Origin of the sequence: Reichenbachiella sp. MALMAid0571 (assembly GCF_040151475.1) — a bacterium.
Taxonomy (GTDB): Bacteria; Bacteroidota; Bacteroidia; order Cytophagales; family Cyclobacteriaceae; genus CAXBNB01.
Genome location: NZ_JBDKWG010000143.1, coordinates 64,874 through 82,006, shown reverse-complemented (window position 1 = coordinate 82,006; position 17,133 = coordinate 64,874). Strand labels below are relative to the sequence as shown.

The following is a 17,133-nucleotide window of genomic DNA, read 5'->3' as shown; positions in this document are numbered from 1 at the left end:
GATATATTGTTCTGTTTTAAAAATTCAGTTTGTAAGCCAGTTTCAAAAAATAGGATCTTCCATAAGCAAATAGCAGGCTTGTGTCGGGTTGCCCGTCGTGTCCGGAAGAAGGTTGCCCGGTGGTGTTAGCGGAAACAATATTTGCTATGTTTCTTATACCAAGAGTAGTTTCCAGTGATTTACCAAAGAAGGATTTTTTGATACTGGTATCGATCAGCGTATAGGGATCTATATTAACTTTAGAGACTCCATCATCTCCATCTATGTATTGTTGCCTGGAACCATTGTACTTTAAGTTGACACTAAAATTCAAATCGTATTTTGGTATCAAATAATTAAAGCGGGAGTTTAGCGCAAGTGAGTAGAAGTACCCATCAGGTTTTTCATTGGCTATATTTTGTTTCACTCCTATATAGTTACCTCCTATCATTGCATTTATCTTTTTGTATGAAAGATTGATAGATGAGGAAAAACCAAGTGTTTTGTATTTGTTTATATTCAAATAGGTGAAACGGGTGGTGGTTTGGCCGTCATTTTCTTCCATCACCTGATTAAGCATTATTTTGTCTTGTATGTTGAAGTGGTATCCGTTGATGGATTGTTTTAGTTCCACCGATCCTATCTTGTATTTCTTTGTAAGGTCAAACAGGATAGAAATCCCATCTTCCGGAGTTAAGTTTGAATTTCCCCTTACGTCATGATTGGCATCTACAAAATACCTGAAGAGCTGGGAGAATGTAGGTGTTTTGTAGGCGGATCCCACTACGAGTTTTGTTGAAAAGTTTTTCTCAAAATGGTAACTGGAAGAAAGCGACCATATCAGGTGATTGCCATATCGTGAATTGTTGTTCCATCTCAGGCCTGGTATGATGGTTAAAGCAGAAGAAGGGGAGAGTTTTGGAGTGATAAACAGGTCGTGGTATTTTAAGTGTTGAATTGAAGTATTGGAAGAGTGATCTCCGCTTGCTACAGCATCATAACCGTTTTGATGTTCGATCTCATATCCCACTGTTAAGTCTGTGAATTCAGAGTTAGACAAAATTCCACTCAACAATCCTTTGGAAAATAGAACTTCACTGGATTGGTTAGTGATTTCACCTCTTGAACTGACTTTGGCTTGGTAATCAATATTGTAAGTATAGTCCTCGTATTTCCTCGATTGTTTCTGATAGGAGATCAGGGCATTGAAGTTCAGACTCTCAGAAATATATCCACTCCAATTGAGATGGTGTGAGTCTCTGATGGTCTTAAACAGTTCGTCATTAGCAGTATAGTCTGGTTCACCATCCACTCCCAATCTGCCACTAACCGCATGCCCGTAAATATTAAGCTCATCCTGATATCGTTCATATTTATAGAAGGCACTGACTTTTGGACTCAACTGATAATTTATTAATCCATTTAAGGAATGTTGGTCTTTTGGATTCCATTCATATCCTCTCAAATTGTCTGTACCAGAGTAGTTTTCTCCCTGATAGGTATTGAAAAAACCCTGAAAATCATTTTGTGTATATTGAACAGAAGCAAAAAGGTCTTTTGAAATGTTATTAGCAAGAGAAACGGTTTGAATATGCCTTCCTCTATCCTGAAAGTTGTATTCAGATCCGATGGTTTCTTCTTGTAATGAAGCACCAATATTCCATTTGCTTTCAGTTTCTTTTTTTGTTATAATGTTGATTACCCCGGCGACAGCATTGGAACCATACATAACGCCCATTGATCCTTCGGCTATTTCGACCTTCTCAACATTTTCCAGATTGATCTGGGTAATATCAATATTGTTTCCGGCACCATTGTCACTTACCATTGGTACATTATCGATCAATATTTTCACATATTCACCACTCAATCCAAACATGCTTACTGTGGAGCGACCTGTAGAAGCATCCGGTGTTATGGTTACATTCAATTGATAGTTGAGTACATCGGCCAGATTGTTTCCTCCCAACTCTTCTATTTCCTGCCTATCTATTTCATCTACAATAAACAAAGCCGGGTTTATCGCTACATTTTGATATTGATCAGAAGCAACTACTACATTTTCCATGATGTGAGAAGCCGGGATGAGCCCTATAGGTGAATCTTGAACCTTATTTATTGTTGCTATATATGGTGCATAACTCAGGTGATTGGTTTCTATCAGTATTGGAAATTGGAGAAGACCTGTTGAAGCTTTTCCATCAATATCCGTGATGACCGTTCGCTTTTTTCCATTGATATCTGATTTCATTTTGACCAAAAGGCCCACTATTGGTTCAGAATTCTCCTTGTCTAAAAAAGTCAATTCGGTTTTTTGTGCTGATGCAGTGAAACATATGAGAGAGCTGAATAGAAACAGGAATATTGATTTCGGCATGGCGAATTATTTAGATTGATTCTAAATAATGCAAAAATGAATTAGAAATTCCTGCTTGTCAATCGCTAGAAGTAGGTGATTTTATCCTCATTAGTACTAGTGAATGTCACTAAGGCTAGTGACTGCTTTGTTATTTTGTTTTTTTTACAATACCATTTTCCAATGCATAGACTATAAGTTCTGCCGGAGAGGTGAGGTTTAGTTTCTTCAGAATGTTTTTACGATGTGAATTGATAGTGTGGACACTCAAAAATAACTTTTCTGCAATGGCCATGCTGGAATATCCTTTTGTGATCAGTTGCAAAACCTGAAATTCCCGTTGTGAAATCTCTTTAGGTTTTTTACCTTTTGGACGTGCTGCTTTTTCTTCAATTACAAGGTTCAGTAGTTTATTACAAAAAAAGCTATTACCAACTGATACTGCTTTTAAGGCATTTGTGATTTCTTCTTCAGAGCAGTTAGGGGTCACCATCACCTTGACTCCAATTTTTATAAAATGTTCAATCGTTTGATTGTCCTGATTATCAGTCATCAACAATATTTTTGTATTGGTATGTTCTATGATTGATTCAAGTTCTGAATGAAGGGATAAATTATTTCCATCTGTTTCTAAGAATAATACATCCGGTTTTTTTGATAATACAGTGCCAAATAGATTATCCAGTTTGTCAATGTGTCCAACGATATTGTATTCAGAAATTTGGTCAATTAGATATATTACTCCTTTTTGAGTAATAAATTGAAAATTTGATAATAGAAATGTAGTATTTTGATGTTCTCTCATTTATTTAGAATCATTCTAAACAAAATTACTTTGAGAATTTAACAAATCCAATATTGAATAAGAATCACTGGTATATATTGGTCATGTTCTTTTAAAAATGCTGTGATTATTTTGAACCTGTATCTAAAACATATAATTTCAAATTTCAATTCACTTATTTAACTATTCAATTTGAAAAAGCTGATCTCTATTCTGTCAGGGCCATTGTCATTCATTATTATTTTATTGACTGGCCCTTATGGAGGAATGTCACCAGAAGCGCATGCCATACTTGCAAGTACAAGTTGGGTAGCTATTTGGTGGATTACAGAAGCTATCCCTATAGCAGTTACATCGCTGTTACCTCTTATATTATTTCCACTGTCCGGAGGCTTGGATATAAAAAGTACAGCCTCAGCCTTTGGAAATAAGATGATTTTTCTTTATCTGGGTGGTTTTGTTATAGCTATAGCCATTGAGAAGTGGAATCTCCACAAACGAATTGCTTTGAATGTAATCAGGGTAATTGGTACCGATATGAATAAAATGGTTCTTGGTTTTATGGTAGCAACTGGTTTTTTGTCCATGTGGATTTCAAATACCGCTACTACGGTGATGATGTTGCCCATAGGTATGGCAATTGTTCTCCAACTTTCAGAATCTGAAAAAGTAAATAGAAGTACAGTGAAAAAATTTGGCAAGGTGCTGATGCTTGGTATCGCATATTCCTCTTCTATTGGTGGTATCTCTACATTGATTGGCACACCTCCCAATTTGGTATTGGCAGGTGTGGTGGAAGAATTTTATGGAGTTGAAATTGCCTTTGGAAGTTGGTTTATATTAGTATTTCCGATCAGCGTGGTTCTTTTATTCGTTTGCTGGAAATTTTTGGTGACTTTTGCTTTTCCTCTTAAAGACAAAGTTTTGCCTGGAGGCAAGGAAGAAATCAGAGAAAGAATAAGGGATTTGGGGAGACTGGGTTTTGAAGAGAAATTAATACTTGCGGTTTTTTTAGTAACGGCTTTTTCGTGGATCACCAGATCATTTTTACTGGTAAAAATATTACCGAATATTGATGACTCCATAATAGCAATAATGGGAGCTGTTGTATTGTTTATCTTACCGGCAAAGGGTAAAAAGGAAAAGCGAATTCTGGAATGGGAAAACTGTAAGACCATTCCATGGGGAATTATTCTTTTGTTTGGTGGCGGCTTGGCGATAGCAGAAGGTTTTAAGTCATCGGGATTAGCTATTTGGATTGGAAATCAGACAACACTACTTAATGGCATTTCTCTGATTTTACTTTTGTTAATAATAGTAGCAATGGTCAACTTTCTCACTGAAATCACTTCCAACCTGGCTACTACATCTATGATTCTTCCAATTATTGCTCCAATTGCTCAAATCATCAATGTTCACCCATTTATCCTGATGTTTGGTGCTACTATAGCTGCATCTTGTGCATTTATGCTTCCGGTAGCTACTCCACCCAATGCTGTGGTATTTGGATCTGGTTATTTAAAAATAAGTGATATGATGCGTACTGGCTTTTTGTTGAATATTATTTCCATCATAGTAATTGGCTTGTACCTTTATTTTGTTTTACCTCTATTATGGGAGATTGATATTTTCAATTTTCCCATGGAGTTTAAATAGAATGCTATACCTAAACAAAAATGAAATTTTGTTTAGGTTTGCACTCGTAATAACCATTGGATATATGCTCCTTGAATTTGAAAAACCTATAGCTGAATTAGAGGCTAAATTGTCTGACATGAAACAACTGGCTTCTACCAATGCAGTTGATGTAAAAGATGCTGTAAAATCTCTTGAGAAGAAAATCATAGATCTAAAAAAGGAAACATTTTCTAACCTTACCAGATGGCAAAGGGTTCAACTGTCGAGACACCCTGACAGGCCATATACATTGGACTATATCTATGAGATCACTACAGAGTTTGTGGAATTGCATGGTGACAGGAGTGTGAAGGATGACAAAGCTATGATGGGTGGTTTGGCAGTAATTGACGGACAATCTGTTATGATTATTGGCCAACAGAAAGGGCGGAATACTAAAGACAGGCAATACAGAAATTTTGGGATGCCAAATCCTGAAGGATACAGAAAGGCTCTTCGATTGATGAAGATGGCTGAAAAGTTTGATATTCCGATCGTTTGTTTGATTGACACTCCGGGTGCGTTTCCCGGACTTGAAGCCGAGGAGCGTGGACAAGGAGAGGCTATTGCCAGAAATTTGAAAGAAATGTTTATGCTTAAAGTTCCGGTTATATGTATTATCATTGGAGAAGGTGCATCCGGAGGAGCTTTAGGCATTGCTATAGGAGACAGGGTACTGATGATGGAAAACACGTGGTATTCGGTGATATCACCAGAATCCTGCTCATCAATCTTATGGAGAAGTTGGGATTACAAAGAACAGGCAGCTGAAGCGTTGAAGTTGACGGCCAACGATATGCTAAATAACAAGCTGATTGATGGAATTATAAAGGAACCGCTTGGAGGAGCTCATGTAGATATGAAAGCTGCGGCGGCAGAGTTGAAATCGACTATTCTTAAAAACATTCAGGATCTGGATAAATTAAGTGTTGAAAAGAGAATCGAGGAAAGAATTGCAAAGTTTGAAACAATGGGCGTTTTTGAAGCCTAGAAAATATTAATATGGTTAAATTATTTTTCAAGCTGGTTTTTATTAAAATACTTGGCTGGAAAATTATTGGAGAATACCCCTACCATGAAAAAAAACTAATTATAATAATAGGTCCTCATACCAGCCTTTGGGATTTTGCAGTAGGAGTGGCAGTTAGAGGATTGCTGGGCTTCAAATCAAACTATTTAGTTAAAGCGGAACTCTTTAGAAATCCTATTTTGGCTAAGATACTTACTTGGACGGGTGGAGTACCTGTTGACAGAGGAAATAGGAATACAGATGTTGTTGGTTCTGTCGTAGAAATTTATAACAAAAGAGAACAGTTTGTTATAGCCTTAACACCAGAAGGTACCCGTTCGAAAGTCAAACAATTAAAAACTGGTTTTTACCGAATAGCCAAACAAGCCAATGTTCCCATATTAGTTGCGGGGTTTGATTTCAAAAAAAGAACGGTAGAATTTCTTGAACCCTTTTTACCAGGTGAAGACATGCAGTCTGATATGGATTTCATTATGAATTTTTACAAAGGAGTTACAGGAAAGAATCCTGAGTTAGGGTTAAACTGATTCTGCTAACTGCACTGATCATTTCGATAATTCATAAATTATGATAAGTGCAAGCGCTTGTTATTTTCATTTTTTGTGCACAGATTTGTTGTGCTTAGTTTTTTCAATTGATTTAGTCTTATATGATTGAGATTGACAAAGAACAGGTTCTATACAAAATCCTTAAACAGTTATACAAATATGAAAAGTCGATTGATAGTAATGACACTCATCCTTATCGGATGTGGTTTTTTTTCTAGTGCTCAAACCACAAAGCTCAAAAAAGCATTTAATGGAAAGAACTTAAAAGGTTGGGTAGAACCGGAAAATAATATTTGGTGGAAAGTAAATGATGGTATTTTGTCAGTGCAAAGTGATCCTGATAAAACAGGCAGTATTCTATGGACAGAAAAAAAATTTGAAGATTTCGTTATTGAGACTGACTTCAAATTTGGAGAAGGAACAGTCGATTCAGGTATTTTTTTAAGAACTGAAAAACAACAGATACAAATAGGAATCTCAGGATCGTTAAAGAGAGATATGACGGGTTCTCCATACATTCCCGGAAAAGGATATCCGGTAGAGGCGGAAAATATACCCAGACTACTCAAAATGAAAGGGTGGAATACAATGAAGGTTCAGGCGGTTAAGAAAGTCTATACGGTTTGGCTCAATGGCGAACAGGTGCTTCAATATGAATCTGAAAATGCAATTGACAAAGGACCAATTGGCTTGCAATTGCATCCTGGCAAAGACATGGCAATTGATTTTCGTAACATTATGATCGGTGAAATATAGATTTCAAGTCATTAATTCCCACTAAAGACAATGCCTGGATGAGATTATTCAGGCATTTTTGTTTACATATTTCGTACAACTCTGGAGAGAGTAGCTTATAAATTACTGGTACTTGAAGAAATATTTCACAATATTGCGATTGATGATTGAAGTATTATGGTACAGGACAGTGTAGAAAATGATGAAAGTTTAGTCCTCAAATTAAATGAAGGGGACAGAGAAGCATTTCAGAAGCTATACCTGAAGTATATTGACCGTATTTATGCATTTGTATTAACCATCTGCAAGTCTCCGGAGCTTTCCAAAGATGTTTGTCATGATATATTCACAAAGGTTTGGGATAAGAGACATGATTTGAATTCTGAACTTTCTTTTAAATCATTTTTATTTTCTTCTTCGAAAAATCATGTGCTCAATATTATAAAGAGAGCTGCAAACGAAAATACCATATATGAAGAGATGGTTGCTAACATGTCTATGGATAAGCATTTTCTTGTAGAAAATGAGATGATGTACAATGAAGCCAATCAATTGCTCAAAGAAGCGGTGAGTGGACTTTCACCTCAACGAAGGAAAGTATTTCAGCTATCCCGGATAGAAGGGCTTACACATGATGAAATTGCCAGCCAGTTGGGAATCACCAAAGGAACTGTAAATGTGCAAATGGTAAAGGCTTTGCATTCAATACGGAATTATTTTGCTCAACACGGACATTATTCTCCGATGCTGATTTTATCATTTTTGATATTTATCTAATTTTTTTCGATCCCCGGTATATATATGTATCTACTTAATTGTACTATATATGAACCGAACAATAACCGGGAGTTAAATGAAAAAAAAAGAAGTAAAAGTATTATTCCAAAATTATATAACAGGCAAATTAAGCGATGAAGATTTCCTGATGGTTGACACTTTTCTAAAGAAAGGACAACACCTTGATATTTGGGAAGAAGTAATCAATGAGGAATCCATTGGAGACAGAGAAAATTCTCTGAACGACATAGCCAAGTACACACTGCTCACCCGGATATTATCTTCTACTAAACCCAAACAACATAAGATCAGGTTATGGTCTGTGTTCAAATATGCAGCAATTATATTGTTGTCCATCGGTTTTTCCTGGTTTGCTTACGATTTGACCAATGAAGAAAAGGTTATACCGAAGTATGCCAAAGTCATAGAAAAGAGCAATGAAAAGGGAAGAAAAACAACTTTTAATTTACCCGACGGAACTATTGTTAAGCTTAATTCCAACTCTTCCCTCAGATTTCCGGAATATTTTGACAATGAAAAGAGGGAAGTAATACTGGAAGGAGAAGCATTTTTTGAAGTAACTAAAAACAAAAACAAACCATTTATTATTCGATCAGGAGATATCACTACTACTGTTTTAGGTACATCGTTTAATGTAAATGCGTCTCCTGGCTCTGATAAAATTGAAATTGCAGTTGTTACAGGAAAAGTAAAAGTAGAAAATACTGATGCAGGTTCTAATAGTGCTGTTGTTTACTTAGAACCAAATAAAAAAGCTGTTTACAATGCCAACACCAAATCATTAAATAAGATGGATTTCCTTGCTGAAGAGGATATAGCCTGGAAAGATGGTGTGATCATATTCAAACATGCAGGAGAGCCTGATGTAATCAAACGGTTGGAAGAGTGGTATGGTGTTGATATTTCAATGGAAAATAGAACACAAAAAAAATGGGATTTGAATGCCCGGTTTGAAAACTCAACGCTTGAACATGTATTAAAAGTAGTAGGGCATCAAATAGGGTTTGATTTTAAGATAAAAGATAATAATGTGATACTAAAATATGAAAATATATGATCTGAAAATACCATCTAAATAAAAACAGCAATGCTCAAGGAGCACTGCTGAAAGTATCTTCCCACCAGAAACATAAAAGTTTGCAGCTATCAATTTCTAATGGGAGAAGTATTTCAATGTATTTACATCAAAATCATTCAAAAGTATGAAAAATAAACTATTACTCCTACACAAGGAAATCATAATGTATTCATTTTACGGCTTAGTAATTCAACTCTTGATAGGCACTGTGGTATTGGCTACAGAGGTCACTCATGCACAGAAAAATGCCAGTGTAAAAGACACCAACATTAGCTTTCAATTCACTTCAAAAAATTTGGAAACGGTTTTTAGAGAAATCGAGGAAAAGACAGATTTTACTTTTGTTTACACAGCAAAAGAAATTGATACGGAGATCAAAATGAATGGAGATTACATCAATGCTCCATTATATGAAGTCTTGATGGATATTTCAAAAAAAACCAACCTGGCTTTTCGGCAATACAATAATAATATTACTGTAAAAAAAGCAGCTTATACAAAAAGAGAAACAACAACTGAATTTGTTGAAATTGTCCAGGACGTGGATATTTCCGGAAAAATCACCGACGAAAACGGAGAGGGACTTCCAGGGGCGAGTGTTGTAGCGAAAGGTACTGCTAATGGTACAACTACAGACCTTGAAGGTAATTACAAAATGGAGGTTCCCGAGAACTCGGTACTGGTGGTATCCTATGTAGGTTATATTACTCAGGAAGTAACTCCGAATGGGAGAAATGTAATTGACCTGCAACTACAACTAGATGCAGCTCAATTAGAAGAGATAGTTGTTGTGGGCTATGGTACCCAAAAGAAAAGTGAAATGACCGGATCTGTTGCATCTATCGACAATGTTGCTATCGCAGATAGGCCTATATCAAACTTTGTAGATGTTTTACAGGGTAATGCTGCTGGAGTTGCAGTTAATTCTACTAGTGGGGCACCCGGTAGTGGTGTACAGGTTAGAATTAGAGGGATTGGAAGTATCAATAGTCAGATTGATCCTTTATATGTAGTAGATGGTTTGCCTTTTACCGGAAGTTTAAATTCTATCAACGCATACGATATTGAGTCTATTGAAGTACTAAAAGATGCTTCGGCTACTGCAATATATGGATCAAGAGGGTCGAATGGAGTAATACTCATCACAACAAAAAAAGGAACAAACGGGCTGACTATTGATTATAATGGTAGCTATAACATTCAGTCATTGAGAAAAAAAATGGACTTGCTTGATGCTACGCAATATGCCCAATTGGCAAACGAAGCAGAACTAGCAATTGGCAATCCTGAGAGATATTCCTCATCTGATATTGCTGCTTTTCACAACAATGGAAAAGGAACAGACTGGCAAGATGAAATTTATAGAAATGCCATTATGCAAAACCATCAAATTTCAGTAAGGGGTGGTAATGAAAAAATGAAGTTTTACATGTCAGGTAATTACCTGAACCAGGAAGGTATTGTTAAAACCTCACAATTTGAGAAATATACAATGCGAGCAAATATTGATGCAGATATCACTAAAAAATTATCTGTTGGTAATACCCTATCCATTAATAGACAATTTAATTCGGGTGTTGCAGTTGGCACAACTACCAGAGATAACAATGGAGACTCAAATGTGGTTTGGGCTGCATTGGTTACCAATCCAACATTGCAAATAAAAGATGAAGATGGTAATTTTAATTCTAATGTGCCTGACCCGATTTTCGACAATCCGGTGGCCTTAATTAATGGTAACCTTAGGCAGTCAAATACTACTGAAATAATTGGTAGCCTTTATTTGAATTACGATCTGTTTGATTGGTTAAGTATTAAATCAACTTTTGGCTTTGGTTTGTTAAATTCCATGGAAGGTAAATACACCAAAAAATTTATAATCGGAAGTAGCGATGGACGAGCAATAAGGAATACAAATCAAAATTCAAATTGGATAAGTACCACACAATTGAATATCAATAAAGAATTTGGTGAGATACATAAACTAAATGCTACTTTGGTAACTGAGGCTCAAGAAGTTCAGGACGAAGCTTTTTCTGCCACTGCTACAGGTTTTGTAGTAGATAACTTGCTTTGGAATAACCTTAGTTCCGGGTCGGTAGCACAAACACCAACAAGTAGTGCTTCTAAATGGTCTTTGTTATCTTATTTGACCAGAATAAACTATGTTTTAAATGATAAATATCTGCTTACAGTTTCTGGAAGATACGACGGATCTTCTAGGTTGGCTCAAGGAAATAAATGGTATTTGTTTCCATCAGGAGCTTTGTCCTGGAGAGTAAGTGAAGAGTCTTTCATGTCGTCGGTAAATGCAGTCGATGAACTCAAGTTTAGGGTGAGTTACGGGGAGTCTGGTAACCAAAGTGTAGGTACTTATAATACGCTTAGTCGGTTAACTTCTGTTACTGCGATTATTGGTGCAAATGAAAACCAAAACATTGGATTTGCTCCTGCAAACTTTGTTAATGAAGACCTTACCTGGGAGATATCAAAGCAACTGGATATAGGAGCCGATGTGACTTTTTTAGAAGGAAGGGTGGGACTTACGGTGGATTATTTTAACCGCAAAACAGAAGGATTATTTTTTAACAAAGCATTGCCATCAGTGGTAGGTACTACGGGAGTAGCAGCTACTACAAATATTGGAAGTGTAAGAAATAAAGGATTGGAATTAGAAGTTGATGCTACTGTTTTAGATGTTGAAGGGTTTAGATGGGATGTGATGGGCAATTTTACCTATACCAAAAATAAAGTACTTGCCTTAGCAGAAAATGATACAATTATTACTGGTTTTTCTGGAGATTTTGGTAATGGTTCCGATAGTCAGATTCTTGCTGTAGGAGGGCAGTTGGGTGTATTTCAGGGATACCTCAATGATGGATTATATGATTCTGATGCATCTCTTACAATTGATGGTTCTACTCGTGCTCCGGGAGATTTGAAATATGTGGATGTCAATGAAGATGGAAATATTGATAGCAAAGATAAAGTTGTATTGGGAACAGGCATTCCCAATAAATTTTGGGGTTTAACAAATACTTTTGGTTATAAAGGTTTAAGTCTTTCTGTTTTTTTAATGGGTAGCCACGGAAATAAATTGGTGAACTTAACACGACAGGTTACTTCATTGTCACTGGATGGAAAGTCAAACAATAACCTTGAAGTGTTGAATCGATGGACACCTCAAAATACAAATACGAACATACCGCGTGCCACAGCTTTGAGGCCTTCAACCAAATTTTCTGATTCATGGTTGGAAGACGGATCCTACATTAGATTAAAAACAATTACCCTTGGATATCAGCTCCCTCAGTATATGCTTGAAAAACTCAATGTCCGAATGCTTAAGTTGTATGTGACAGCTACTAACTTGATTACTTTCACCAAATATACTGGTTATGACCCTGATGTGTCAGTTTCAGGATCTGTGACTCAACAAGGTTTTGATCAAGGGGTATATCCTCAAGTAAAATCTTTTATGCTTGGGTTAAATATTGGCTTTTAACCATTAAAAATTGAAGGAAATGAAAATTTTAAATAAACTATCTAATATAAATATAGTAAAGACTTTGGCTTTACTTATCCCGCTTTTGAGTTCATGTCAAGACTTTTTGGAAGAAAATCCACCAGGCATATTGACAAAATCTAATTTCTATAAAACAGAGGCCGATGCTATTTCGGCAGTTGATGCTTTGTATGCGACTATTCAGTCTAGAACGAATGGTATGTATTGGGGAGAATTTTTCAGCAAAACAGATGTAAACACAGATGATATGTTTGTCGATCCTGGAGTTGGGAATGTAGCATGGCAGGAATGGGGAAGGCTCAATATTTATCCTGAAATAGGCCAGCTACTAGATGTTTGGAATCATCACTATCTTATGATAGGCAGGGCTAATGCTGCAATAGAATATATTTCGACTGATTTGGAAATAAGAGATAGATTATTGGGAGAAGCTAAGTTTTTTAGAGCCTTGGCTTATTTCGATCTGGTTAGGTTTTTTGGAGATGTGCCTATGACTTATAGTGTTATCACAAATCTTGATGATGCGGTTCAGATTGCATCTACGCGTACTCCGTCAGTAGAAATATACAATATGATAGAACAGGATTTGCTGGATGCAGAAAAGGATCTTCCCGATACTTGGGCTGGAGCTAATGCTGGGAGAGTGACAGCCGGTACGGCTAAAGGGCTGCTCTCCAAAGTATATTTGACTTGGGCAGGAGAACCTCTTCGTGATGTATCTAAATACCAATTGGCTGCAGACAAAGCAGGAGAAGTGGTTAATAACCGTTCAAGATATGGCTATGACCTGGAAGATAATTATATGGATGTTTTCGAAAATGATTTGAGTAAAGAGTCATTGTTTGAAGGTCAAATGGTTCAAGGCCTAGGGAATGAAGGTGCATTGGCTGGAATTCAATTTTTACCAAGAAATTTGACACCCATTCTTGGTCCTAGTTATAGAGGTAATGCTTTAATGAGGCCTACTCCGGATTTAATTAACAGTTATGATCCATCCGATCTTCGATTACAAACGGCTTTTTTTACCAGCCTGTCAAACGCTGATGGATCTGCTACAGCCACATTTGACCCACATGTATTCAAGTATATTGAGGTAGAGGATATTTTGTATCAGGGATTAATACTTAACGATGGCAATAGGAATACGAAGATTTTGAGGTTTGCAGATATACTACTGATATATGCTGAAGCATTAAACGAAGCAAATTCCGGGCCCACAACAGCGGCTTTTGATGCAATAGATGAAGTAAGGAATAGGGCTGGACTGATAGATTTATCAACTACGTTAAGTCAAAATGATTTTAGAGAGGCTGTATATTTAGAGAGACGATTAGAACTTTTTGCTGAAAACATCAGGTGGTTTGACTTGGTAAGGCAGGGAAGGTATATTTCTACTATGGAAAGTTTTAGCAATACACTTCAGGATTATCCTAATCCGGCTACTGCTTCAACAATGGTAATAGAAAAAAATGTGCAATCTCATTTTAATCTCTTGCCTATCCCTAAATCTCAATTAGACATCCTTGAGTTGGAGGAAGATATCCAAAACCCAGGATATCAATAATGACAAAATAATAAAGATTTGGATGAAGGTTTCGACACCTTCATCTGGATTTTTTATATCTATCAAAAGAGGTGTGTTGAAAATCTGATATTACCTTAATTACCAGATGAAACATTAATTATATCAAATGAAAGAATGCTTGATTTCAATTAGTTGTTATTTTATTTTTAGTCTTAGCTATGCTCAGGAACCAATCAAAGGGGATTATCCAAATATTGTATATATTTTGGCCGACGATATGGGCTATGGTGATTTGAGTAGTCTGAATAAGAATTCAGGTATAAAGACACCAAATATGGATAAAATAGTGGATCAGGGAGTTTATTTTACTGATGCACATTCCAATTCATCTGTATGTACACCCACCAGGTATGGAATACTTACAGGTAGGTATGCCTGGAGAACTCGTCTCAAAGAAGGTGTGTTATGGGGATATGACGCTCCTTTAATTGAAAACAAACAAGTAACGGTTGCCTCCTTTCTTAAACAAAACGGATATCATACCGCATGTATTGGCAAGTGGCACCTGGGTATAGGTTGGAATCCAATAGATTCAGATAAACCAATAGAAAATTATCATTGGCACAATCTCTATGATAGTGAATTGGGGAGTAATGTGGATTTTGCCAAAGATGTAAGTGGACCAAATGAAGTTGGATTTGATTATTCATATGTAATTCCGGCCTCTTTGGATATGACTCCATATTTGTACCTGGAAAATGGTAAAGCTTTGGGGTTGCCGATGACATATACTCCAGGTAAAAATCAGGCAAAGGATGGTCGTGGGGTTATTTGGCGTGCTGGAGAGGTAGCTTCCAATTTTGTGTTTGAAGAAGTTTTAGAAAACATTACAGATAAGGCTGTGAGGTATATCAAGGAGAGGCGAAACTCAGAAAATCCATTTTTTTTATACTTTCCCCTGACGGCTCCACATACGCCATGGCTTCCAGGCGATAAGGCAAAAGGAAGTTCTCAAGCCGGAAGATATGGAGATTTTGTGACCATGGTGGATGATACTGTTGGAGAAGTCATAGAAGCATTAGAGCAAGCAGGAAAAATTAACAATACTTTGATAATTGTTACCTCTGACAATGGTGCTCACTGGACACCCGAAGACAAGGAGGAATATGAGCATCGGTCAAACTATGCTTTTAGAGGACAAAAAGCGGATATATATGAAGGGGGACATCATGTTCCTTATATTGCTTATTGGCCTGGAAAAATAAAACCCGGAACATCTTCAAATCAGGTTATATGTACTACAGATTTGTTAGCTACTATAGCTGCAATTATTGACAAACCGTTACCTGAAAATGCAGGAGAAGATAGTTACAACATGTTACCTGCTTATTTGAATCCACATCTGGATGAGAGTATTCGGGATTACACCATTCATCATTCGCTATCAGGCTATTTTTCTATTAGAAAAGGAAAATGGAAACTCACACCTCACTTGGGATCTGGAGGGTTTTCGGAACCTAAGGATTTTGATAAAAAAGAAGAGGGAAAAGAAGGTACGCTTTATGATTTAGTAAATGATCCTGAAGAGACCATTAACCTATACAATGAGAAGCCTAAGATAGTAAATGAGTTACTAACATTGCTTAATGAATCGAAACAGTAATTAAACTTAAAGCAACAATGAGTATAAAAGTTCCAATATTCATCATACTTTCAATTTTTCAAAGTAGTTTTCTATTTTCTCAAAAAACACGCAAAAAACCTAATATAGTTTTCATTTTGATTGATGATCTGGGATATTCAGATGTAGGATATGTAAATCAAAAGGCTGGTGTAAGTACACCAAATATTGATAAATTAAAGGATAAGGGTGCAACTTTTACTAATGCTTACGCTGCATGTCCGGTGTGTTCTCCTACCAGAGCGAGTATTTTGACTGGTAAGTATCCCTCCTCTTTAAAATTAACCTGTCACATTCCTGGTATAGGCATGGAAAAGTACATAGCCAAAAACAACAAAGGAAAAAAGTTCATGGAGGCTGAATTCATAGATCGATTGCCTTTAGAAGAGGTCACCTTTGCAGAGGTGTTAAAGGAGTATCGTTATAACACTGCTTTTATGGGCAAGTGGCATTTGGCTGGTGAAGGTTATGCCAAAAGTTTGGATGGAGTACTTCGCCCACAATTTCATCCTGACAAACAAGGTTTTGATTTAAATATAGCAGGGTGCGCTTATGGTCAGCCTGCCAGTTATTTTTCTCCATACAAAAATGGAACTTTATCTGATGGCTTGGAAGGAGAATACCTAACGGATAGATTAGGTGATGAAGCATGTAAATACATTGAGGATAATAAAGATGACCCATTTTTGCTATATTTCTCTACTTACTCTGTGCACACGCCATTGCAGGTTCCTGAAGATATGACACTTAAGTTTAATGGCAACAAGTACTTAGCTATGATAGCTATAATGGATCGAAATGTAGGAAAGATTGTTCAAAAGATTGAAGAGTTATCACTCGATGACAATACGCTTATAGTACTTTACTCAGACAATGGAGGGTTATGGGGAAATAAACCATTAAGGTCAATTAAAGGATCCTTGCTGGAAGGAGGTATTCGTGTTCCGATGATATTTAGTTTACCAGGAAAAATTCCTAAAGGAAGCACTATTGACGTACCTGTCACAAGTCCTGATATATTTCCTACAATTTTGGAAGCAGCAGGTGTTGATCATAAAAAATATAAGCAAGTTGAAGGGGAAAGCCTTTGGCCACTACTGACCCAAAAACAGGCTGAAATCGATAGGGCAATTTATTGGCATTATCCACACCACAGAACAACCGAAAAATCGATGGCATCAGCAATACGTGAAGGTGATTGGAAAATGATATGGGAATTTGAAAGTGGTGAATTAAGCCTTTTCAATTTAAGGGATGACATAGGTGAAACCATAAATTTAGCGGGAAAATATCCCGAAAAACTTAAAAGTATGCATATTAAATTAAAAGAGTGGCAAAAAGCAACTTATGCTCAAATGCCAAAATTAAACCCATCGTATGAGAATTGAACAACAATTACTTTTTCCTACTTTGAAG

At 36.5% G+C, this 17,133-nt stretch carries 12 protein-coding genes; 10 read left to right on the top strand and 2 right to left on the bottom strand.

The window, feature by feature from the left end:
• Positions 1–16: 16 nt before the first annotated feature.
• Entirely contained in the window at positions 17–2,356 is a 2,340-nt protein-coding gene (locus AAOP42_RS17005) for a TonB-dependent receptor plug domain-containing protein (protein ID WP_349529756.1), read from the bottom strand.
• Between the two features lie 130 nt (positions 2,357–2,486).
• Complete coding sequence (locus AAOP42_RS17000; protein WP_349529754.1) at positions 2,487–3,140, bottom strand: response regulator transcription factor; 654 nt, start codon at positions 3,138–3,140, stop codon at positions 2,487–2,489.
• A gap of 171 nt (positions 3,141–3,311) precedes the next feature.
• Here AAOP42_RS17000 and AAOP42_RS16995 point away from each other — a divergent pair, with 171 nt between their 5' ends.
• The 10 genes from AAOP42_RS16995 (at position 3,312) to AAOP42_RS16950 (ending at position 17,105) form a co-directional block, all read left to right on the top strand.
• Entirely contained in the window at positions 3,312–4,775 is a 1,464-nt protein-coding gene (locus AAOP42_RS16995) for an SLC13 family permease (RefSeq protein WP_349529753.1), read from the top strand.
• A gap of 64 nt (positions 4,776–4,839) precedes the next feature.
• On the top strand, positions 4,840–5,787 hold the full coding sequence (locus AAOP42_RS16990; RefSeq protein WP_349529839.1) for an acetyl-CoA carboxylase carboxyltransferase subunit alpha: 948 nt from the start codon (positions 4,840–4,842) through the stop codon (positions 5,785–5,787).
• Between the two features lie 11 nt (positions 5,788–5,798).
• The gene (locus tag AAOP42_RS16985) at positions 5,799–6,353 is read left to right on the top strand and encodes a 1-acyl-sn-glycerol-3-phosphate acyltransferase (protein WP_349529752.1); all 555 of its coding nucleotides are present in this window, start codon (positions 5,799–5,801) and stop codon (positions 6,351–6,353) included.
• Positions 6,354–6,533: 180 nt separating this feature from the next.
• Entirely contained in the window at positions 6,534–7,130 is a 597-nt protein-coding gene (locus AAOP42_RS16980) for a 3-keto-disaccharide hydrolase (RefSeq protein ID WP_349529750.1), read from the top strand.
• Positions 7,131–7,286: 156 nt separating this feature from the next.
• On the top strand, positions 7,287–7,886 hold the full coding sequence (locus tag AAOP42_RS16975) for an RNA polymerase sigma factor (RefSeq protein ID WP_349529749.1): 600 nt from the start codon (positions 7,287–7,289) through the stop codon (positions 7,884–7,886).
• A 76-nt stretch (positions 7,887–7,962) separates the two neighbouring features.
• On the top strand, positions 7,963–8,964 hold the full coding sequence (locus AAOP42_RS16970) for a FecR family protein (protein ID WP_349529747.1): 1,002 nt from the start codon (positions 7,963–7,965) through the stop codon (positions 8,962–8,964).
• A 145-nt stretch (positions 8,965–9,109) separates the two neighbouring features.
• Positions 9,110–12,490, top strand: a complete 3,381-nt coding sequence (locus AAOP42_RS16965) for a SusC/RagA family TonB-linked outer membrane protein (protein WP_349529746.1) — start codon at positions 9,110–9,112, stop codon at positions 12,488–12,490.
• A 19-nt stretch (positions 12,491–12,509) separates the two neighbouring features.
• The gene (locus AAOP42_RS16960) at positions 12,510–14,075 is read left to right on the top strand and encodes a RagB/SusD family nutrient uptake outer membrane protein (RefSeq protein ID WP_349529745.1); all 1,566 of its coding nucleotides are present in this window, start codon (positions 12,510–12,512) and stop codon (positions 14,073–14,075) included.
• A 127-nt stretch (positions 14,076–14,202) separates the two neighbouring features.
• Complete coding sequence (locus tag AAOP42_RS16955; RefSeq protein WP_349529744.1) at positions 14,203–15,699, top strand: sulfatase family protein; 1,497 nt, start codon at positions 14,203–14,205, stop codon at positions 15,697–15,699.
• A gap of 17 nt (positions 15,700–15,716) precedes the next feature.
• A complete protein-coding gene (locus tag AAOP42_RS16950) occupies positions 15,717–17,105 on the top strand; it encodes a sulfatase (RefSeq protein WP_349529743.1) in 1,389 nt (462 codons plus the stop codon).
• Positions 17,106–17,133: the final 28 nt, after the last annotated feature.